The sequence below is a fragment of the Catellatospora sp. TT07R-123 genome (assembly GCF_018327705.1).
GTDB lineage: Bacteria > Actinomycetota > Actinomycetes > Mycobacteriales > Micromonosporaceae > Catellatospora.
The window spans coordinates 2,077,234-2,097,435 of record NZ_BNEM01000002.1; the positions used below are offsets into that span (position 1 = coordinate 2,077,234).

Annotated in this window: 18 protein-coding genes; 5 read left to right on the plus strand and 13 right to left on the minus strand. The window is 71.3% G+C overall.

Going from position 1 to position 20,202, the window contains the following annotated elements; genetic code table 11:
* Positions 1 to 51 precede the first annotated feature (51 nt).
* From Cs7R123_RS29290 to Cs7R123_RS29300, 3 genes are all read right to left on the minus strand, one after another.
* Positions 52 to 1,611 carry a glycoside hydrolase family 3 protein gene (locus Cs7R123_RS29290; RefSeq protein ID WP_212831177.1) on the minus strand — a complete coding sequence of 520 codons (1,560 nt, stop codon included), beginning with the start codon at positions 1,609 to 1,611 and terminating at the stop codon, positions 52 to 54.
* 57 nt (positions 1,612 to 1,668) lie between these two features.
* Complete coding sequence (gene hisS, locus Cs7R123_RS29295; RefSeq protein WP_212831179.1) at positions 1,669 to 3,003, minus strand: histidine--tRNA ligase; 1,335 nt, start codon at positions 3,001 to 3,003, stop codon at positions 1,669 to 1,671.
* Between the two features lie 70 nt (positions 3,004 to 3,073).
* Positions 3,074 to 3,763, minus strand: a complete 690-nt coding sequence (locus Cs7R123_RS29300; protein WP_212831181.1) for an MBL fold metallo-hydrolase — start codon at positions 3,761 to 3,763, stop codon at positions 3,074 to 3,076.
* Between the two features lie 312 nt (positions 3,764 to 4,075).
* Between Cs7R123_RS29300 and Cs7R123_RS29305 the strand changes: the two genes are divergently transcribed.
* The 4 genes from Cs7R123_RS29305 to Cs7R123_RS29320 all read left to right on the plus strand — a co-directional run bounded on the left by Cs7R123_RS29305 (position 4,076) and on the right by Cs7R123_RS29320 (position 7,046).
* A complete protein-coding gene (locus Cs7R123_RS29305; protein WP_212831183.1) occupies positions 4,076 to 5,029 on the plus strand; it encodes a peptidylprolyl isomerase in 954 nt (317 codons plus the stop codon).
* A gap of 27 nt (positions 5,030 to 5,056) precedes the next feature.
* Positions 5,057 to 5,884: a peptidylprolyl isomerase gene (locus Cs7R123_RS29310; protein WP_244872215.1), complete on the plus strand. Its 828-nt coding sequence runs from the start codon at positions 5,057 to 5,059 to the stop codon at positions 5,882 to 5,884.
* Positions 5,885 to 6,023: 139 nt separating this feature from the next.
* Positions 6,024 to 6,854 (plus strand): peptidylprolyl isomerase, encoded by an 831-nt coding sequence (locus Cs7R123_RS29315; RefSeq protein ID WP_244872216.1) that lies wholly within the window; start codon positions 6,024 to 6,026, stop codon positions 6,852 to 6,854.
* A 45-nt stretch (positions 6,855 to 6,899) separates the two neighbouring features.
* Complete coding sequence (locus tag Cs7R123_RS29320; RefSeq protein WP_212831185.1) at positions 6,900 to 7,046, plus strand: GPGG-motif small membrane protein; 147 nt, start codon at positions 6,900 to 6,902, stop codon at positions 7,044 to 7,046.
* Between the two features lie 55 nt (positions 7,047 to 7,101).
* On the opposite strand, the gene Cs7R123_RS29325 is transcribed toward Cs7R123_RS29320, so the two are convergent.
* From Cs7R123_RS29325 to ruvC, 8 genes are all read right to left on the minus strand, one after another.
* Positions 7,102 to 9,375 (minus strand): bifunctional (p)ppGpp synthetase/guanosine-3',5'-bis(diphosphate) 3'-pyrophosphohydrolase, encoded by a 2,274-nt coding sequence (locus Cs7R123_RS29325; protein WP_244872481.1) that lies wholly within the window; start codon positions 9,373 to 9,375, stop codon positions 7,102 to 7,104.
* Positions 9,376 to 9,650: 275 nt separating this feature from the next.
* Entirely contained in the window at positions 9,651 to 10,208 is a 558-nt protein-coding gene (locus tag Cs7R123_RS29330) for an adenine phosphoribosyltransferase (RefSeq protein ID WP_212831189.1), read from the minus strand.
* Positions 10,209 to 10,289: 81 nt separating this feature from the next.
* Positions 10,290 to 11,387, minus strand: coding sequence for a protein translocase subunit SecF (secF, locus tag Cs7R123_RS29335; RefSeq protein WP_212831190.1), 1,098 nt, complete (start codon positions 11,385 to 11,387; stop codon positions 10,290 to 10,292).
* Positions 11,384 to 13,207, minus strand: a complete 1,824-nt coding sequence (gene secD, locus Cs7R123_RS29340) for a protein translocase subunit SecD (protein ID WP_212834637.1) — start codon at positions 13,205 to 13,207, stop codon at positions 11,384 to 11,386. The genes secF and secD overlap by 4 nt, the downstream gene beginning before the upstream one ends.
* 99 nt (positions 13,208 to 13,306) lie before the next feature.
* Positions 13,307 to 13,594 (minus strand): preprotein translocase subunit YajC, encoded by a 288-nt coding sequence (gene yajC, locus Cs7R123_RS29345; RefSeq protein ID WP_212831191.1) that lies wholly within the window; start codon positions 13,592 to 13,594, stop codon positions 13,307 to 13,309.
* 206 nt (positions 13,595 to 13,800) lie between these two features.
* Entirely contained in the window at positions 13,801 to 14,865 is a 1,065-nt protein-coding gene (gene ruvB, locus Cs7R123_RS29350) for a Holliday junction branch migration DNA helicase RuvB (protein ID WP_212831192.1), read from the minus strand.
* Entirely contained in the window at positions 14,862 to 15,458 is a 597-nt protein-coding gene (ruvA, locus tag Cs7R123_RS29355; protein WP_212831193.1) for a Holliday junction branch migration protein RuvA, read from the minus strand. Before ruvA ends, ruvB begins: the two co-directional genes overlap by 4 nt.
* A complete protein-coding gene (gene ruvC, locus Cs7R123_RS29360; RefSeq protein WP_212831194.1) occupies positions 15,455 to 15,994 on the minus strand; it encodes a crossover junction endodeoxyribonuclease RuvC in 540 nt (179 codons plus the stop codon). The genes ruvA and ruvC overlap by 4 nt, the downstream gene beginning before the upstream one ends.
* A 335-nt stretch (positions 15,995 to 16,329) precedes the next feature.
* On the opposite strand from ruvC, the gene Cs7R123_RS29365 reads away from it, so the two are divergent.
* The gene (locus tag Cs7R123_RS29365) at positions 16,330 to 17,100 is read left to right on the plus strand and encodes an alpha/beta fold hydrolase (RefSeq protein WP_212831195.1); all 771 of its coding nucleotides are present in this window, start codon (positions 16,330 to 16,332) and stop codon (positions 17,098 to 17,100) included.
* 743 nt (positions 17,101 to 17,843) lie between these two features.
* Here Cs7R123_RS29365 and Cs7R123_RS29370 read toward each other — a convergent pair.
* Both Cs7R123_RS29370 and Cs7R123_RS29375 read right to left on the minus strand, forming a co-directional pair.
* Entirely contained in the window at positions 17,844 to 18,449 is a 606-nt protein-coding gene (locus Cs7R123_RS29370; RefSeq protein WP_212831196.1) for a TetR/AcrR family transcriptional regulator, read from the minus strand.
* A 13-nt stretch (positions 18,450 to 18,462) separates the two neighbouring features.
* Positions 18,463 to 20,064, minus strand: coding sequence for an MFS transporter (locus tag Cs7R123_RS29375; RefSeq protein ID WP_244872217.1), 1,602 nt, complete (start codon positions 20,062 to 20,064; stop codon positions 18,463 to 18,465).
* Positions 20,065 to 20,202 lie beyond the last annotated feature (138 nt).

Here is a 20,202-nt window from a genome sequence, read left to right on the forward strand (position 1 = left end):
GCGGGGCCGGGCGATGATCCGCCCGGCCCCGCACCGATGCGGTCCGACGGCTCAGCGGCCGTCGCCCGCCAGCAGTTCCGCCGCGGCCTGGCCGCACACCGCCGCCGCGCCGTACGTCGCCACGTGGGTCCCGCCCACCGGCTCCCCCGCCGGCACGCCCATCTCCACCACGACCGTGTCGGGCCGGGCCGCGACCACGCCGTGCAGCAGGTCGGTCAGCCACGGGAAGCGGTGCGGGTCGCGGCACACGAGCACCGGGGTGCCGCCGTTGAGCCCGGACAGCACCTGCGCGACCGTGCTGTCCTCGCCGAGGCGGACCACCGTGGTGTCGGGGCGCAGCGCGCGCAGCGGCTCGCCGACCCCCCACGGGGTGCTGGCCTCGATGGCGAGGTTGGTGGCGGTGGCGAACTCGACGACGTGCGCCGGTCCGGGCAGCGGCAGCCGCTGGGCGCCGGTGACGCGCAGGGCGCGGCGGGCGGCGTCGAGGCCGACGGCGGGCCGGTTGGCGGCGTCCCACTGCTGGGCGGCGGCGGCGCGGGCGGCCCGCAGCGCGGCGCTGTCGGCGGCGAACGCGGCGACCCGCTCGGCGGCCTCGACCAGGCGGGCCTCGGGCAGGTCGCCACTGACGACGGCGTCCACGATGGCGTTGCGCAGCAGCTCGACGGTGGCCTCGTCGGAGCGCTCGCCGCCGACGCAGATGGCGTCGGCGCCGCCCGCGATGGCGAGCACGGCGGCGCCGCCGAGGCCGTACCGCTCGGAGACCGAGGCCATCTCGATGCCGTCGGTGACGATGAGGCCGGTGAAACCGAGCTGCTCGCGGAGCAGTTCGACGAGCACGGCCGGGCTCATGGTGGCCGGGCGGTGCTGGTCGAGCGCGGGCACGAGCAGGTGCGCGGTCATGATGCTGCGCACGCCCGCCTCGATGGCGGCCCGGAACGGCGGCAGTTCGACCAGCCCGAGCCGGGCGGCGTCGACCTCGATGACCGGCAGCCCGTGGTGGGAGTCGACGCCGGTGTCGCCGTGGCCGGGGAAGTGCTTGGCACAGGCGGCCACGCCGGTGGATTGCAGCCCGCGCACCCAGGCGGCGGTGTGCCGGGCGACCAGGGCCGGGTCGGCGCCGAACGACCGTACACCGATGACGGGGTTGTTCGGGTTGTTGTTGACGTCGGCGGTGGGCGCGTAGTTCATGGTGATGCCCGCAGCAGCGAGCTGGGCGCCGATGTCGGCGGCGACGGACTCGGTCAGCGCCGGGTCGTCGACGGCGCCGAGCGCGTGGTTGCCGGGGCGGCGGCTGCCGGTCGCCACGTCGAGGCGGGTGACGTCACCGGACTCCTCGTCGACGGCGATGACCACGTCGGGGTTCTCGGCGACCAGGGCGGCCGTCAGCGCCGCGAGCTGCACCGGCTCGACGATGTTGCGGGAGAACAGGACGACGCCGCCGAGGCCGTCGTTGAGCCGGCGGCGCAGCCACTCGGGCGGGGTCGTCCCCACGAACCCGGGCTGCAGGACCGCGTCGGCAAGCCGGAAGAGGCCACGGTCGTGCAGCGGACGACGCGTCCCCGGCGCGGAGACGGCGGGCGCCGGGGACGTGCGGTGATCGGTCGTGGTCATGCGCGTGCAGCCCCCCGGTTCGGGTATGGAGAGCCACAACACTATTACTAAAGTTTACTAATTAAAAGTACCTTCCACCGCGGGGTGCAGATCGGCACTCGGTGGATTCCACTGTCCGGCGGCCGCCTCCACCTGATCGCCTGAGCGGATGTCCTTCACCGTGTCACCGGCCCCGTCCTGGCCGGGGAACCACACGTACGGGATGCCGCGCCGCTCGGCGAAGCGGATCTGCTTGCCGAACTTGGCCGCGTTCGGCGAGACCTCGGTGGCGATGCCGCGCGAGCGTAGCGCAGCCGCGATCCGGTCGGCCGCGCGCCGGTCCTCCTCGGCGGCCACCGCGACGACCACCACGGTGGGCACCGAGCGGCTGGCGGTCACCGCGTTCTCGCCGAACAGCGCGCCGAGCAGGCGGCTCACGCCGATCGACAGCCCGACGCCGGGGAACCGGTCGTTGCCGGAGGCGGCCAGGTTGTCGTAGCGGCCGCCCGAGCACAGCGAGCCGTAGCGCTCCAGCCCGGCCAGCTGCGTCTCGTACACGGTGCCGGTGTAGTAGTCCAGGCCGCGGGCGATCTTCAGCTCGGCCCGGCACAGGCCCGGCGAGTGCTCGTTGGCCGCCTCGACGACCATCGCGAGCTCGGCCAGGCCCTCGTCGAGCAGCGGGTCGGCGACGCCGAGCTTGCGGACCTCGTCGACGAAGGACGCGTCGTCGGTGGAGATCTCGGCCAGGGCCAGGCACAGCTTGGCCTGCGACTCGGCCACGCCGAGGGTGGCCAGCTCGGCGGTCACCCCGGCCGGGCCGATCTTGTCGAGCTTGTCCAGGACACGCATCACGGCCTCGGCGTCGGAGATCCCGGCGCCGGTGTAGAAGCCCTGGAGCACCTTGCGGTTGTTGACCAGGATGGTCGCCTTCGGCACCGGCAGGCCCGCCAGCGCGTCGCCGATGACCAGCGGCAGCTCGGCCTCGTAGTGCGCGGGCAGGGTGTCGCGGTCGACGATGTCGATGTCGGCCTGGACGAACTCGCGGTAGCGGCCCGCCGCCGGGCGCTCGCCGCGCCACACCTTCTGGATCTGGTACCGGCGGAACGGGAAGTGCAGCTTGCCGGCGTTCTCCAGCACGAAGCGGGCGAACGGCACGGTGAGGTCGAAGTGCAGGCCGAGGCTGGCGTCGGAGGCGTCGTTCGGGTCGGCCTGGAGGCGGCGCAGCACGTACACCTCCTTGGAGGTCTCGCCCTTGCGCAGCAGCTGGTCCAGCGGCTCGACCGCCCGGGTCTCCAGCGAGGCGAAGCCGTACAGCTCGAAGGTGCGCTGGATGCGGTCGAGGAAGCGCTGCTCGACGATGCGCTGGGCGGGAAGCCATTCGGGAAACCCGGACAGCGGCATGATCTTGCTCATGGGATGTGCTCCTGGAAGCTGAGGAATGAAGTCTCGGTGGGACCGCCGGCGGGGCCGGGCGGTCGCCGGGTCACAGGCCGCGACGGGGTCCGGGCGTGCCCAGACCGCGCAGCCAAGGGTTGTGCGCGCGCTCGCGGCCGATCGTGGTGGAAGGGCCGTGGCCGGGCAGCACGACGGTCTCGTCGGCCAGCGTCAGCACCTTGTCGCGCAGGCTCGCCGCCATCAGCGCGTCGCTGCCGCCCGGCAGGTCGGTGCGGCCGATGCCGTCGCGGAACAGCACGTCACCCGAGAAGCAGGTGGCTTCGCCGTCCGCGCCGGGCAGCCGGAACATCACCGACCCGCCGGTATGGCCCGGCGCATGGTCGACGGTGATCTCCAGCCCCGCCAGCGACAGGACGGCGCCGTCCTTGAGCTCGGCGACGTCGTCGGGCTCGGCGTAGGGCAGCCGCCCGCCGAACATCGCGGTCAGATCCACCGACAGCGCCTTGGCCGGATCGGCCAGCAGCTCGCGGTCGTCGGGGTGGATCCACGCGGTGATCCCGCGCGCGCCGCACACGGGCGCGACGGAGAACGTGTGGTCGAGGTGGCCGTGGGTGAGCATCACCGCGGCGGGCCGGAGCCGGTGCTGGGCCAGGACCTCGTCGAGCCGGTCGACCACACCGATACCGGGGTCGATCACGACGCAATGCTCGCCGGCGGCGGGGGCGACCACGTAGCAGTTGGTCCCGAACGCCTGTGCCGGAAAGCCCACGACAAGCACGACGACAATCCCCCTCTTCTCCACTGGTAGGCCCAGCGTAGTGCGCGCGCCGGCACGCCACGGTCCCGGACACCCGGGCGGGCGGCGCGCGGCTGCTCACGCCATGGAGATGATGATCGGTCATGTTCGGCGGATGCGCATAACCGTTTCACAGGGTTTACCCGTACACTCGCTCGGACGTGTGGCGCGGCCCACGCGCATCGTTGCGGCCCAGGCCCGACGGCGCGTGATACCGACACACCACCCCTAACGTGATAAAGGTGACACGGCAGCTTTCGGCTGGCCGCGGTCAACGGTGACAGGAGGAGTCGGGTGGCTTCGAGCAATACCCGGCAGCGCAAGCTGGCCCGTGCCAAGGTCGACCGGCAGCTCGCCCGCCGGGCCGAGAGCACGCGCCGCTCGCGCCAGCTCAAGGCAGTGTTCGGCGGTCTGCTCGCGATCGTGGTGATCGCGGTTCTCGGCATGTGGGGCTACGGGGTCTTCGACCCCAAGCCCGTCGAGACCCCGGTCGCCGACACGTGCAGCTGGAACAAGCTGGACACTGCGGCCAACACGCAGCTCAACGACGTCGGGCTGCCGGCCGCCAACGGGATGGCCACCTCGGGCACCTCCGCGATGACCATCGCCTTCGGCACGGGCAACGTGGTCGCCAAGCTCGACCGGACCGCCGCGCCCTGCGCCGCGGCGAGCCTGAAGTACCTGGCCGACAGCGGCTACTTCAACGCCACCAAGTGCCACGAGATCACCCGTGGCGCCGAGCAGTACGCCCTGCGCTGCGGCGACAAGTCGCAGTCGGGCAACGGCGGCGCCGCGTACGGCTGGTACCCGGAGAACCAGCCCGAGGCCGCGCCGGCGGCCACGCCGTCCGCGACCCCGGCGGCCACGCCGTCCGCGGCTCCGTCGGCCAGCGCCTCGGCGTCGGCGAGCCCGGCGGCCGGGACGGTGCGCTACAAGGCCGGCACCATCGCGATGCAGCCGACCCTCACCGGCAGCCAGTTCCTGATCTTCTACCAGGACTCGGTGACCACCGAGAACTACTCGATCGTCGGCGAGGTCATCGACGGCCTCGACGTGGTCAAGAACATCGCCGAGCAGGGCGCGATCGACAACGGCAACGGGTCGAAGACCAAGCCGAAGAAGGACGTCGCCATCACCACGCTGACCGTGGTCGACAGCACCGCGCCGTCGGACGCCCCCTCGCCGCTGCCGTCGGCCAGCGCCGCCGGCAGCCCCAAGCCCACCACGTCGGCTTCCGCCGCCAGTTGATCAGCATTTAGCCAGGAGGACAGACGCGTGAGTTCCACTATCCAGCGCCAGCGTGCCGCGGCTCGCGCCCGGCTCGAGCGCCAGATGGGCGAGCGCCTGGAGGATGCGCGCAAGCGCAAGCAGCGCAACGCCGTCATCGGTGCCGGGGTGGCCCTGCTGCTCGTCGTCGGCGGCGTCGTGTGGGCGGTGTCGGCCATGTCGGGCGACGACAAGGGCAGCACCAACACCGCGGCGCCCGCCCCGTCGGCCGTGGCCCAGCAGTGCGCCTGGACGGCGGAGGACAAGGCGGCGAACCCGAACCTGAAGGACGTCGGCACGCCGCCCACCACCGGCATCGCCGACAAGGGCACCCAGAAGATGACCATCACCCTGAACACGGGGACGGTCGAGGTCGAGGTGGCCACCGCCAAGGCGCCCTGCACCGCGACGAGCATGACGTACCTGGCGTCGAAGAAGTTCTTCGACAACACCAAGTGCCACCGCCTCACCACCGAGGGCATCAAGGTGCTCCAGTGCGGTGACCCGAGCGCCAGCGGCAGCGGCGGCCCGACGTACAAGTTCGCCGAGGAGAACCTGCCGAACGTCACCGACCCGACGACGGCGTACCCGCCCGGCACCATCGCGATGGCCAACACCGGCCAGCCGGGCAGCACCGGCAGCCAGTTCTTCATCGTGTACGACACCAGCCAGCTCGGCCCGAACTACACCGTGCTCGGCAAGGTCACCAAGGGCCTCGACGTGATCCAGAAGATCGGTGCCGCCGGTGCCGTCAAGGACGGCAAGGCCGCCAACGACGGCGCTCCGAAGAAGGACGTCATCATCACCTCGCTGACGGTCACGCCGGCCGCGAGCTGATCCACGCAGGACACCTCAGGTGAGGGGCGGGCCCGGTCGGGCCCGCCCCTCCTTGTATTCCGGAATGGACGCCCGCCGCACGGGCGCGGAGTCGCGGCACCGCGCTAGGCTGCGGTCCCCCGCTGTTACAGGAGATGACGTGGCCACTCCGCCCTGGACCCCCGAACCAAGCCAGTTCACCGCACCGCCGCCGCAGCGCCGCGGCACGAGCACCGGGCTGATCGTCACCGTCGTCGCCGCCGCCGTCGCGGTGCTGCTGTGCCTGGTCGGCGTGGCCGCCGTGGTGGTGCTGCGGCTGCGCGACTCGGTCGACGAGGCGGGTGGCCCCGGTGCCGCACCCGCCGCCACGTCCGGCGCCGGGCAGTCCACGGCCGCACCGGCCGGGTCGGCCCGCTGCCGGTGGCTGGCCGAGACCCCGTCCGAGATGGTCCGCGACGTCGGCACGCCGCCCGTGACGGTCCCGGCGCGCGGCAGCCAGACCATGACCATCACGACCAACCGCGGCGTCGTCAAGGTCGAGGTCAACACCGCCGCCGCGCCCTGCACCGCGGCGAGCATGACCTACCTGGCGTCGAAGAAGTTCTTCGACGGCACCAAGTGCCACCGCCTCACCACCGAGGGCATCAGCGTGCTCCAGTGCGGCGATCCGAGCGGCACCGGCATGGGCGGCCCGGCGTACCGGTTCGGCGACGAGAACCTGCCCGTCGGCGCCGCCGAGACGTACCCGGTCGGCACCGTGGCCATGGCCGACACCGGCCAGCCGGACAGCGTGGGCAGCCAGTTCTTCATCGTGTGGGGCACCAGCCAGCTCGGCCCGGACTACACCGTCCTGGGCGTGATCACCCAGGGGCTGGACGTGGTGAAGGCGATCGGCCGGGCCGGGGCGGTGCGCGACGGCCAGGCCGCCGCGGACGGCGAGCCCAAGCAGCCGGTGGCGATCACCTCGATCACGCTGTCAGACCCGGCCTGAGCTGCGACGATCCGTCCTAGAATGGGGACGAAGGAGGGTGCGGACATGGCATTCCTACTGTGGATCCTCGCCGTCATCCTGGTCGTCGCCGGCATCTTCGCGCTGGTGCGCCGCCAGATCCTCTGGGGCATCGTCCTCATCGTCGTCGGCCTGCTGGTCGGCCCGGGTGGGGTGAGCATCTTCACCCACTGACACGAAACGGGGCGGCCCGCAGGTCGCGGGCGCCCCGTTCTCGTGTGGTCGGTGCTCAGGCTCCGGAGGTCACCCGGTAGGCGTCCATGACGCCCTCGACGCCGCGTACGGCGTTGAGCAGGTGGCCCAGGTGCTTCGGGTCGGCCATCTCGAAACTGAACCGGCTGACGGCGATCCGGTCGCGGGTCGTGGTGACCGTCGCGGACAGGATGTTGACCCGCTCCTCGCTCAGCGCCCTGGTGATGTCGGCCAGCAGCTTGTGCCGGTCCAGCGCCTCCACCTGGATCGCGACCAGGAACATCGAGCCCGCGGTGGGCTTCCAGGTCACCTCGACGACCCGCTCGGGCTGCGCCCGCAGGTCCGGGGTGTTGACGCAGTCCTCCCGGTGCACCGAGATGCCGCCGGAGCGGGTCATGAACCCGTAGACCGCGTCGCCGGGCACCGGAGTGCAGCAGCGGGCCAGTTTGATCCAGACGTTGGAGACGCCCTTGACCTCGACTCCCGGGTCGTGACCGGGTGCCCGGGACCGGCTGGGCCGGGTCGGCATCGTGGTCTCGGCGATGTCCTCGATCGCGCCTTCCTCGCCGCCGTATCCGGCGACCAGGCGCTGCACCACCGACTGGGCCGACACCACGCCCTCGCCGACAGCCGCGTAGAGCGAGGTGATGTCGCTCAGGTGCAGCTCACGGGCGATGGCCAGCAGGCCCCCCGCGGTCAGCAGGCGCTGCAGCGGCAGGCCCTGCCGGCGCATGGCGCGGGCCAGGGAGTCCTTGCCCGCGTCGATGGCCTCGTCGCGGCGCTCCTTGTTGAAGTACTGCCGGATCTTGGTGCGGGCCCGGGACGACTTGACGAAGCCCAGCCAGTCCTGGGTCGGGCCGGCGGATTCGGACTTCGAGGTGAAGATCTCCACCACGTCGCCGTTGGACAGCACCGACTCCAGCGGCACCAGCTTGCTGTTGACCCGGGCGCCGATGCAGCGATGGCCCACCTCGGTGTGCACCGCGTACGCGAAGTCGACCGGGGTCGAGCCGTTGGGCAGCGCGATGACCTCGCCCTTGGGCGTGAAGACGAAGACCTCCTGGCTGGACAGGTCGTGTCGCAGCGCGTCGAGGAACTCGCCCGGGTCGGACGTCTCGCGCTGCCAGTCCAGCAGCTGCCGCAGCCAGGTCATGCCGTCGATGTGGCTGGACGGGCCGGCCACGGTCGTGGACGCGTTCTTGGCGCCCTCCTTGTACTTCCAGTGCGCCGCGATGCCGTACTCGGCGGTGCCGTGCATGGCGTGGGTGCGGATCTGCATCTCCACCGGCTTGCCGTTGGGGCCGATGACGGTGGTGTGCAGCGACTGGTAGAAGTTCATCTTCGGCATGGCGATGTAGTCCTTGAACCGGCCGGGGACCGGTTGCCAGGCCGCGTGGATCACGCCGAGCGCCGCGTAGCAGTCGCGGACGGTGTCGACCAGGATGCGCACGCCCACCAGGTCGTAGATCTCGTTGAAGTCGCGCCCACGCACGATCATCTTCTGGTAGATCGAGTACAGGTGCTTGGGCCGCCCGGTGACCTTCGCGTTGATCTTCGAGCCGCGCAGGTCGGACTGCACCCGCTCGGTGACCGCCCGCAGCAGGTTGTCGCGCTGCGGGGTGTGGTCGGAGACCAGCCGCTGGATCTCCTTGAACCGCTTCGGGAACAGGGTGGCGAAGGACAGGTCCTCCAGCTCCCACTTGACCGTGTTCATACCGAGGCGGTGCGCCAGCGGGGCCAGGATCTCCAGCGTCTCGCGCGCCTTCTGCTCCCGCTTGGCCTGCGGCAGGAACGTGAGGGTACGCATGTTGTGCAGCCGGTCGGCCAGCTTCACGACCAGCACGCGCGGGTCCTTGGCCGTGGAGACGACCATCTTGCGGATCGTCTCGGCCTTGGCCGAGTCGCCGAGCTTGACCTTGTCGAGCTTGGTGACGCCGTCGACCAGCAGCGCGACCTCGTCGCCGAAGTCGGCGCGGGCCTGCTCCAGCGTGTAGGGCGTGTCCTCGATGGTGTCGTGCAGCAGCGCCGCCACCAGCGTGGTGGTGTCCATGCCGAGGTCGGCCAGGATGCTCGCCACCGCCAGCGGATGCGTGATGTACGGGTCGCCCGACTTGCGGAACTGGCCCTCATGCCACTGCCGGGCCGTCTCGTACGCCTTCTGGAGCACCTTGATGTCGGCCTTGGGGTGCGCGGCACGGTGGGCCGCGATCAGCGGCTCCAGCTCCTCGCTGACGCTGGCCGACTGCCAGGGCGCGTTGAAGCGGGACAGGCGCGCGCGCACCCGCCGCCCCGACGGGACGGCGCTGAACATGCCGAGCTGGTTGGTGCCCGGCGCGGCACGCACCTCGGGCGCCGCGCTGCCGTCCTCGGCGGGCGCGGTCTGGACCGGCTGCTCGACGGCGGCGGGCTTGGCCGCGGGCTTGGCAGCACCGGCCGGCGCTTTCGTCGCCTTGGCCGGGGCACCGCCACTGGCCTGCGCCGACTCCGCCACGGCCACGTCAGGGGCGACTTCGGAAGACAATGGCCGCTCCTTCAGAAGAGGTTCGGATAGCCCATGCTACCTGGGATCGGGCGCGCAAGCTCAGCTCAGACCCGCAGCAGCGCGTGAACGGGCCGCCCGGTCAGCCTTTCGCGGCCGTTGAGGAAGCCGAGCTCGATCAGCACGAGAAAGCCCGCGAGCTGTCCACCCGCCCGTTCGACCAGGTCGAGGGTGGCCTCGGCGGTGCCGCCGGTGGCCAGCACGTCGTCGACGACCAGCACCCGCTGCCCGGGGACGAACGCCTCCTCGCTGATCTCCAGGGTGGCTTCGCCGTATTCTAGCGCGTATGAGGCCGAGTGGGCCGGTCTGGGCAGCTTGCCCTTCTTGCGGACCGGGACGACGCCCTTGCCCGCCGCGTACGCCACCGCGGCGGCGACCACGAAACCGCGGGCCTCGACCCCCACCACGACGTCGAACGTGTCCTCGCCGTAGTGGCCGACGATCACGTCGATCAGCTCGCGGAAGGCCGCCCCGTCGGCGAACAGCGGGGTGAGGTCCTTGAACATGACCCCCGCCTGGGGGAAGTCGGGCACGTCGACGACCAGTTCGGCGACGCGCGCCGCGGTGGCCGGACCGCTGTCGCCCTGCAGCACATCGTTGGTCACGCGCTCACCCTAGCGGCAACCAGCCCAGGAACGGGACAGGCCCGGCACCTCGAGGGTGCCGGGCCTGTGTGGTACGTGCGCCTAGCGGCGCTTGGTCGCCGGGCGACCGGCCGGGCGGACCGGCTTGGCACCCGCCTTCGGCGCCGAGGTGGCACCGACGGCGACCACGGGCTGGCCGGGGACGACCTCGGCCGCGGTCTTGCCGAGCGACGCCCGGCGGGCGCGCACCCGCTGGGTGTGGTTGGCGATGACCGGGTCCATCTCCTTCAGCCAGACCAGCACCGGGGTGGCGAAGAACAGCGACGAGTAGACCGCCATCGCCATACCGATGAACAGCACCAGGCCCAGGTCCTTCAGCGTGCCCGCGCCCAGCAGGCCGGCACCGATGAACAGCAGGCCGCCGACCGGCAGCAGCGCCACCAGCGAGGTGTTGATCGACCGCATGAAGGTCTGGTTCAGCGCCAGGTTCGCCGCCTCGGCGTACGTCGAGGTGCTGGAGCCCGTGATGCCACGGGTGTTCTCCTGCACCTTGTCGAACACGACGACGACGTCGTAGAGGGCGAAACCGAGGATGGTGAGGAAGCCGATCACGGTCGACGGCGTGACCTCGAAGCCGACCACGGAGTACACCGCGGCGGTGGCCACCAGGTCGAAGATGAGCGAGGCGACCGCGGCCGCGGCCATCCGCCACTCGAACCGGATGACCAGGTAGGCGGTGACCACCAGCAGGAAGATGCCCAGACCCAGCAGCGCCTGCTGCGTGACCTGCTCACCCCACTGCGGGCTGACCCGGTCGTCGGAGATCGACTTGACGTCCAGGTTGAGCGCCTTGGCCACCGACTCCTTGACTGCCTTGGTCTGGGCGTCGTCCAGCGCCGACGTGCGGATCAGGTAGACCGCGTCGCCGATCTGCTGCGCGGGCACCATCGTGGCGCCCGGGTCGGCGTCCTTGACCGCGTTGTCGATCGCCGTCTCGACGTCGGCCAGCGAGCCCGCCGCCACCGGCACCTGGAACTGGTTGCCGCCCGAGAACTCGATGCCCGGCTTGAAGCCGATCAGCACCAGGCTGAGGATCGCCAGCAGCACGACGCCGCCGGCCACGCCGAACCACAGCTTGCGCCGCTCGACGATCTGAAGCCCGGCCTCACCGCGGTAGAGGCGGGATGCGAGACCACTCATGCCTTAGCCTCCTTGGCTTCGTGCAGCACGCGGCCGAGGCCGCTGACGCGCGGGGACAGGAACGCGTCGGTGCGGGCGAACAGCGCCATGATCGGGTACCGGAAGAGGAACACCACGATCAGGTCGATCAGGGTCGCCAGACCCAGCGCGAAGGCGAAGCCCGCCACCGCGCCGGTGGAGACCAGGTACAGCACCACCGCTGCCAGCAGCGAGATCGCGTTGGCGGTGAGGATGGTGCGGCGGGCGCGGACCCACGCGCGCTGGACGGCGCTGCGCGGCGCCCGGCCCTCGCGGATCTCGTCCTTGAGCCGCTCGAAGTAGATGACGAACGAGTCCGCCGCCACACCGAGTGACACGATGAAACCTGCTATACCGGCCAGGCTCAGGGTGAAGCCCATCGTCCGGCCCAGCACCACCAGCGCCAGGAACGTCAGCACCGCCGACAGCAGCAGCGACAGCGTGATGACCGTGCCGAGCAGGCGGTAGTAGAAGAACGAGTAGATGATGACCAGCAGCAGGCCGATGCCCGCCGCCAGCAGACCCGCCTGCAGGTGCTCGCCACCCAGCGTCGCCGTGATGGTCTGCGTCGCCTGCTGCTTGAAGGAGATCGCCAGCGAGCCGTAGGTGATGCCGTCGGCCAGCTCCTTGGCCGACTTGGCGTCGAAGTCACCGGTGATCTGCGACCGGTCGGTCAGCACGCCCTGGATGTACGGCGCCGACAGGATCTTGTTGTCGAGGACCACCGCGACCGCGCAGCGGCCGGACTCGTCCACCGCGCCGGCGTCGCACTTCGGGTCACCGGTGTTCTGGAACGCCTCACGGGTGAGGTTGGTCCACTTGTCCTGGCCGGCGCCGGAGAAGGTCAGGCCGACCACGCGGCGGCTGGTGCCCTGCTCCACCTGCGGGGTCGCGGTGTCGACGTCGGTGCCGGCGACCTTCGCGACGTCCAGCAGGTACTTGCTCTGGCCCTGGCAGGCCACGACCTGCTTGTCCGGGGTGGCGATCGCACCGGTGATCCGCTTGTTCAGCTTGTCGCAGCTGACCTGCGGCACGTAGAACTGCATCTCGGTGGTGAGCGCGTTGACGTCGGCCGGGGTCAGGTCGGCGAACGGCTTGAGCGCCACGATCTGGGCGGCGTCGGTCGGCACCGCGGTGAGCGCCTTGGCGGCGTCCCACGCGGCCTTGCCGACCTTGGCCTGGACCTGCTCGGGGGTCACCCGGACGTCGGTGTCGTCGGCGGCCGGGGTGGCCGCGGGCGACGCGCTGGCGCTCGGGGCGGGCGACGCGCTGGGCGACGCGCTGGCCATGGCCGCACCGCCGCCGGAACCCGAGGCCTTCGGCGAGGCGCTGGCCGACGCGCTCGGCTTGGCCGAGGTCGACGGCTTGGCCGAGGCCGACGCGGAGGGCGCGGCCGACGGGGTCGCCGCCGGCGCCACGGCGCCGCCGCCGTCCGTGACCTTGATGACCTTGCGGAAGAACAGCTGCGAGGCCTGGCCGACGTCGCGGATCGCGTCCTCGGCCTTCTTGGCCACCTGGACGACGATGAGATCGTTGCCTTCGGTGACGACCTGCGCCTCGGCGACGCCGCGGGCGTCGACGCGCTGCTGGATGATCTGGCGAGCCTGCTCGAGCTCTTCGGGCTTGGGCGGAGCCCCGTCCTGCGTCACTGCCTTGTAGGTGACCCGCGAGCCGCCGACGAGGTCGAGTCCGAGCTGGGGGGCCAGGCGGTCACTGAAACCGCCCTTACCGCCGAACCAGGCCAGGCTGGCGAGGATGACGAAGATGGCGCCGAGCAAGGCGAGTTGCCGCCCGGGGCGCATCTGTCCCTGAGGTGGTGCCACGGCTGTCGAGTCCTTCTGGGAATGGGTACGGATGGGGATACACCACGGCCGGGACGCGGCCGTGGTGCAGGGGTTTCCTTACTTGTCTTCCTGCACGGGGTTGTCCACCACGTGGTCGGTCGGCGCGGTCGTCTCCGAGATCACGCGACCCACGGCCTGGCGCGCGTAGCGCGCGGTGACGCCAGGCGAAATCTCCAGCGTGATGCTCTCGTCGTCGACTGCCACCACCGTGCCGTACAGGCCGCCGATCGTGACGATCTTGTCGCCTGCGCCGAGCGCCTTCTGCATCGACTCGGCTTCCTTGCGACGCTTGGACTGCGGCCGGATGAACATGAAGTACATCAGACCGAAGAGCAGCGCGATCATGAGAAGCGGAGTGTATCCCCCGCCCGTCTGGCCCGCAGCCCAGGAATCACTCACGATGTGACCTTTCCACACGGCCCCGCGGCGCAGCATCGCGCGCCGTCGGTGGCGACTGTCGTCCGTTCGGACCGCGCGAAGTCTAGTCGGTGTGCTGACGATCGCACACTTGCGGTGCGGATCACGTTAAGATCACGACCCGGCACGGAGGGTCAGGAGTCCGGCTGACTGTCGGCGGAGAACAGGTCGGGTACCCCGGTGGTACCTGCCCCGAACGTACCATTAGGGGGATTTTTACCTAGATGGCGCCACGCACCGGCGGTGGCGACACGACCCCGCGGCGTACGCGCCAACAGGCCCGCACGCACCAGAAACGGCTCCACCACCTCCTCCACCGTGTCGGGTTGCTCACCCACGGCGACCGCCAGCGTGGACAGGCCGACCGGCCCGCCGCCGAACAGTTCCACCAGTGCGACGAGCACCGCCCGGTCCAGGCGGTCCAGACCGGCGGCGTCGACGTCGTACACCTTGAGCGCCGCGCGGGCGGCCGACACCGTGACCACGCCGTCGGCCCGCAGCTCGGCGTAGTCGCGCACCCGGCGCAGCAGCCGGTTGGCCACCCGCGGTGTGCCGCGCGAGCGCCCCGCGATCTCGGCGATGCCCTCGGTGGTGGCGGCCACCCCGAGGATGCGCGCCGAGCGCTGGAGCAGCACCGCCAGCTCAGCCGAGGTGTAGAACTCCATGTGCCCGACGAAACCGAACCGGTCCCGCATCGGCCCGGTCAGCAGACCGGCCCGCGTGGTCGCGCCGACCAGGGTGAACGGCTCCAGATCCAACGGGATCGCGGTGGCGCCGGGCCCCTTGCCGACCATCACGTCGACCCGGAAATCCTCCATCGCGCTGTAGAGCAGCTCCTCGGCGGGCTTGGCGATGCGGTGGATCTCGTCGATGAACAGCACGTCACCGGCCTGGAGGCTGGTGAGCACGGCCGCCAGGTCGCCCGAGCGCTCGATCGCCGGGCCCGAGGTCATCCGCAGCGCGCCGCCCAGCTCGGCCGCCACGATCATGGCCAGGGTGGTCTTGCCCAGGCCGGGCGAGCCGGAGAACAGGATGTGGTCGGGCGGGGTGCCCCGGCGCATCGCGCTGTGCAGCAGGACCTCCAGCTGCTCGCGCACGCGCTCCTGGGCCACGAACTCGGCCAGCCGCTTGGGCCGCACCGAGGCTTCGGCGTCCCGCTCCTCCGGCGAGGCCAGCGCGCTGACCAGCGAATCGGTCATCGCGACTTGCCCAGCATGCGGATGGCCTGCCGCAGCAGGTCCGGCACGGGCGGCACGGTCCCGTCGATGGTCTCGGCCACCGCCGACACCGCCTGCTCGGCCTGCGCGGCACTCCAGCCCAGGCCGATGAGGCCCTGGCGGACCTGCTCGGTCCAGGCCGTCGGGCGGCCGCCCTGCACCGGTACGGCCGAAACCGGGCCGATCTTGTCGCGCAGCTCCAGCACCAGGCGCTCGGCGCCCTTCTTGCCGATGCCCGGCACCCGCGTGAGCACGCCGATGTCGCCGTGCGCGATCGCCGCCCGCAGCACGTCGGGCGAGTGCACCGCCAGCGCCGCCTGCGCCAGCCGCGGCCCGACCCCGGTGGCGGTCATCAGCAGCTCGAACAGTTGCTTCTCGTCGTCCTCGGCGAACCCGAACAGGGTCAGCGAGTCCTCCCGCACCACCAGCGTGGTGGCCAGCCGCGCAGGCTGGCCCACCCGCAGCGAGGACAGCGTGCCGGGCGCGCAGTGCACGCTCAGGCCCACCCCGCCGACTTCCACCACGGCCGTGTCCGCGCCGACCGCGGCCACCACCCCGGCCACACTCGCGATCATCGTGCCTCTCCTCGTGCCGTCGCCTTGCGGATGGCCTCACCCAGGCGGTCGCGGGTGCCACCGCGCCAGATGTGGCAGATGGCCAGCGCCAGCGCGTCCGCGGCGTCCGCCGGGCGGGGCGGGGCGTCCAGCCGCAGCAGCCGGGTGACCATCGAGGTGACCTGCTTCTTGTCGGCCTGACCGGAGCCGGTCACGGCCGCTTTCACCTCGCTGGGAGTGTAGGTGCGCACCGGCAGCCCGGCCCGCGCGGCCGCCAGCACCGCCACCGCCGCCGCCTGCGCGGTGCCCATCACCGTGCGCACGTTGTGCTGGGCGAAGACCCGCTCGACGGCGATGCTGTCGGGCTGGTGGATCCGGATCAGCTCCGCGAGGCTCGTGTCCAGGTGCAGCAGCCGGTCGGCCAGATCCAGATCGGGATCGGAGGTGACCACCGTGTAGTGGACCATCGTGCAGGGGCGGCCCGGGACGCCCTCGACCACGCCGACCCCGCACCGGGTCAGCCCCGGGTCCACGCCGAGCACCCGCCGCTGCTGCACCTGTGGTCACTCCCGTCGCCGTACGTGTGTACGACACCCTAGTGGACGGGTGAGACGTCTTACGCGCCACCGCACCGCCCGGCGCCCCGCTCGTTCGCGCGGTTCCGGGGATTTCGTTCGCGCGGTCCCGGGGAACTCGTGCGCGCGATTCCGGGGAACTCGTGCAGTTTCGGGGAAAGTGCTGGAATCCGGCCCGTAATTCCAGCACTTTCCCCGAAACTGCGCCCGCGTTCGGGGGTCGGCGCGACCGGGGCGGGGTCCTATGTGGTGGTTAGGATGGCGTGGGAGCGTTCCCGGCGCTTGCCCACCACCGTTTCGCACCCCACGGAGGAGAGATGGCGACACCCCGCAGGCTGGCCGCGCTCGGCGCACTCGCCGCGATACTGGCACTGACCGCCTGCACCGGTGCCCCCGCACCGGCACCCAGTCCCACCGGCCTCAACGCCGGCGCCGACTGCGGCCTGCCCGACGGCGCCCGCCAGACCCGGTTCGGCTCCGACATCGGCGCCGACCTGGGCGGGTTCATCCTGGGCACCGGCCGCACCGGCGTGGTCATGGCCCACCAGAACGGCGGCGACGTCTGCCAGTGGCTCGACTACGGCCTGGTCCTGGTCCAGCGCGGCTACCGGGTGCTGCTGTTCGACTTCGGCGGCTTCGGCGTCTCCTCGGGCGGTTCGTCCACCAACGCCCAGCAGGTCGCCGCAGCGGCCAACGTGCTGCGCGGCGACGGCGCGACGTCGATCGTGCTGATGGGCGCCTCGATGGGCGGCACCGCCGCCCTGATCGCCGCACCCACGGTGAACCCGGCCCCGACCGCGGTGGTCGCCCTATCGGCACCCACGGTCTTCAGCGGCAACGCCCTGGACGCGGCCCCAAAACTGACCATGCCGGTGTTCTACGGCGCGGGCGACAGTGAGGGCAGCTTCACCCGCATGGCCAAGGAGCTGTACGACCTCACCCCCGCCACCACCAAGAAGCTGGCGTACGGCCCCGGCACCTTCCACGGCGTCTCCCTGCTCGACAGCGGCACCAGCCCACTCACCCTGGCCCTGGCCGACTTCCTCGCCGCCAACGCCCCCGCCCTCCCCGCCGCCACCCCCTCCTGACCACCCCACCCCAACCCGCCCCTGCCGAGCCCGAGCTGAGCAAGCCGAGCAAGCCGAGCAAGCCGAGCAAGCCGAGCAAGCCGAGCAAGCCGAGCAAGCCGAGCAAGCCGAGCAAGCCGAGCGAGCCGAGCGAGCCGAGCGAGCCGAGCTGAGCGAGCCGAGCTGAGCGAGCCGAGTCGAGCCGAGGAGCCGAGTCGAGCCGAGGAGCCGAGTCGAGCCGAGGAGCCAACCGTCGGCCCCGGCCCCGACTCGCGCCCCGACCCGCTTTACATAAACGCTGGCCTATCTAGAAGGCGAACATCGAGATCCGTCTTCTGGATAGGCCAGCGTCAATGCTAAGTGCTGCCGGCCGATGGCCGCAGCCGCCCCGTTGATCATGAACTTATGGCCGTGTTCGACGGCGCGTCTCCCGCACGAGGGCGTCATGATCGCCGTTCGCGGTCATAGTGCGCCAAAAAACCGCAGCTTATGACCGAGGACCGCGATCTTCGCAAGCACAGCGCCCCCAGGCGCCAGTCGCGACAGACGTCGCGGCCCGACCCGGCGCAAGGCCACGGTCCGTACCCGATCAGCCGCCTCGGCGTGAGTCGATCACGGTGCCAGGGTTGGGACACGCCGTCGAACACGGCCATAAGTTCATGATCAACGGGGCAGGGGCGGGCGGGGCCCGCAGCACGTGCGGCAGACGGGGTGCGGAACCACGCTGCGGCCGCAGCCACCGGGAGATCGGGGCGACCGGGGAATCAGGCGCGCATGCCGCGCAGCACCATGTCGACGATCTGCTCGGGCAGCGTCTCGTCGTTCAGTGCGGGATTCCACCGCATCATGCGGTGCATCAGCACCGGGCTGATCAGCGCGGTGACCGCGATCTCGATGTCCAGATCGGCACGCAGCTCGCCACTGGCCACCCCACCCCGCAGCACCCCCCGCATCACCTCGCGGCGCGGCTCGGCCATCTCCTGCCAGATCCGCCAGGCCGCGTGGCTGCGCGCCACCTCCGGCCACAGGCACGGCATGATCTTGACGGTGCGTTCGTCCTTGTGCCCGATCACCGAGAGCACCTGGACCAGGTCCTCGCGTAGCGACTTGCCCGCCGGCTGCGGTGGCGTGCCCTTGAGCTTGACCAGGGTCTCCAGCAGCAGCTCGTCCTTGCCGGGCCAGCGGCGGTAGATGGTCGCCTTGCCCACCCCGGCCCGGGCGGCGATCGCCTCCATGCTCAGCGCCTCGACGCTGACGCCCTCGGAGAGCAGGTCGAGCACCGCCTCGATGATCGCGTCGTGCGCGCGGGAGCTGCGCGGGCGCCCCTGCGCCCGCGCAGCTCCCGTTGCCGTGTCGGCAAGCTCAGTCATGGTGAGCGGAACCTTACCCGACGTGAGCCAGTTCGGCTTCGTGCTGCGTGCTCTCCCTGCCCGCCGCCGGGCCGGGCTGGGCCGGGGCCGCCGCGGCAGCCTGGGCCTTGCTGGGCATCCAGCGCAGCACCACCAGCACGGACAGCAGCGCCACCGCCGCCGAGCCCAGGGCGGCCCAGTGCATGGCCTGCACGAACGCGGCGTCGGCCGCGGCCGTCAGGGCCTTGCCCGCCGGGCCCATCCGCTCGGCCACGCCGTACGCGCCGGCGATGGACTCGTTGGCGACCTCGCGGGCGGCCTGCGGCAGCCCCGCGGTGGTGGGCGCGATCTTGTCGCGGTAGATGCCCGCGACGACCGAGCCGAGCACCGCGATGCCGAACGCGACCGACACCTGGCGCACGGTGTTGGACACGGCCGAGCCGACGCCCGCCTTCTCGCGCGGCAGGCTGGCCATGATGGTGTTGGTGGCCGGCGGCATCACGTTGGCCATACCGGCGCCCATCAGGAAGAAGTTCACCCCGACGACCCAGATCGGCGTGTCGGTCTGGAGCGTGGCCAGGATGGCGAAGGTCGCCCCGGCCACCAGCAGGCCCGCGGCCGCCGTGGCGCGTACGCCGAACCGCTTGACCATCGTGCTGCTCAGCGGCGAGAACACCAGCTGGCCCAGCGCGAACGGCACCAGCAGCGCTCCGGTCTCCATCGGCGAGTAGCCCCGCACCAGCTGGAGGTAGAAGCCGACGAAGAAGAACGAGCCCATGGCCGCGAAGAAGATCAGGCCGATGGCCGCGATCGAGGCGGAGAAGCGGGCGTTGCGGAACAGCCGCACGTCCAGCGAGGGGTGCGTGGTGCGCGCCTCCCACCAGACGAAGGCCGCCAGCACCGCCAGGCCGCCGACGATCGCCGCCCACACGCTCACCCGGGCGAAGCCGTGCTCGCCGCCGTCGACGATGCCGTACACCAGGGCGACCAGGCCCAGGACCGACAGCAGTACGCCGGCGAAGTCGATGCGGCCCGGCCGGGGGTCGCGCGACTCGGGCACCAGGACCGCCACCGCGATCAGGCCCACCACGATGATCGGCACGTTGATCAGGAAGACCGAGCCCCACCAGTAGTGCTCCAGCAGGAACCCGCCCAGCAGCGGGCCGATCGCCACCGCGAGGCCGACCGCGCCGGCCCAGATGCCGATGGCCTTGCCCCGCTCACGCGGCTCGAACACGTTCGAGATGATCGAAAGGGTCACCGGCATGATGGCGGCACCGCCGACGCCCATGAAGGCGCGGGCCGCGATGAGCTGGCCCGGGGTCTGGGCGTACGCCGAGAGCAGCGACGACGCCGCGAACGCCAGCAGGCCCAGCATCAGGAAGCGCTTGCGCCCCCAGCGGTCGCCCAGCACGCCGAAGCTGAACAGCAGACCGGCGAAGACCAGGGTGTACGAGTTGATCGCCCACTCGAGCTGGCTCTGGGTCGCCCCCAGGCCGTGGACGGGGTCGGCGAGCGTCCGCATCGCCACGTTCAGCACAGTATTGTCGAGCACGACGACGAGCAGGCTCACCACGAGCACCGCCAGGATCGCCCAGCGCCTCGGATGTCCGGTCTGCTGCGGAGCAGATTCCACGTTTATCCCCCAGGATTCGATACGGGCACGTCTCGTATCGTATGAGGGGACGCTACGCCCCCACCCGCGCGATACGAAACGGTTCCGTATCGAAAGTGACCCAGCCCACTTCGCGGCGCACTCCACGGCACACTCCGC

What these genes read in the sequence shown, in the direction of transcription:
- Cs7R123_RS29290 (WP_212831177.1), bottom strand. Translation starts at nt 1,611, where the DNA reads ATGACCACGACCGATCACCGCACGTCCCCGGCGCCCGCCGTCTCCGCG.
- hisS (WP_212831179.1), bottom strand. Translation starts at nt 3,003, where the DNA reads ATGAGCAAGATCATGCCGCTGTCCGGGTTTCCCGAATGGCTTCCCGCC.
- Cs7R123_RS29320 (WP_212831185.1), top strand. Translation starts at nt 6,900, where the DNA reads ATGGCATTCCTACTGTGGATCCTCGCCGTCATCCTGGTCGTCGCCGGC.
- Cs7R123_RS29325 (WP_244872481.1), bottom strand. Translation starts at nt 9,375, where the DNA reads ATGTTCAGCGCCGTCCCGTCGGGGCGGCGGGTGCGCGCGCGCCTGTCC.
- secF (WP_212831190.1), bottom strand. Translation starts at nt 11,387, where the DNA reads ATGAGTGGTCTCGCATCCCGCCTCTACCGCGGTGAGGCCGGGCTTCAG.
- secD (WP_212834637.1), bottom strand. Translation starts at nt 13,207, where the DNA reads ATGCGCCCCGGGCGGCAACTCGCCTTGCTCGGCGCCATCTTCGTCATC.
- yajC (WP_212831191.1), bottom strand. Translation starts at nt 13,594, where the DNA reads ATGATCGCGCTGCTCTTCGGTCTGATGTACTTCATGTTCATCCGGCCG.
- ruvB (WP_212831192.1), bottom strand. Translation starts at nt 14,865, where the DNA reads ATGACCGATTCGCTGGTCAGCGCGCTGGCCTCGCCGGAGGAGCGGGAC.
- ruvA (WP_212831193.1), bottom strand. Translation starts at nt 15,458, where the DNA reads ATGATCGCGAGTGTGGCCGGGGTGGTGGCCGCGGTCGGCGCGGACACG.
- Cs7R123_RS29365 (WP_212831195.1), top strand. Translation starts at nt 16,330, where the DNA reads ATGGCGACACCCCGCAGGCTGGCCGCGCTCGGCGCACTCGCCGCGATA.
- Cs7R123_RS29370 (WP_212831196.1), bottom strand. Translation starts at nt 18,449, where the DNA reads ATGACTGAGCTTGCCGACACGGCAACGGGAGCTGCGCGGGCGCAGGGG.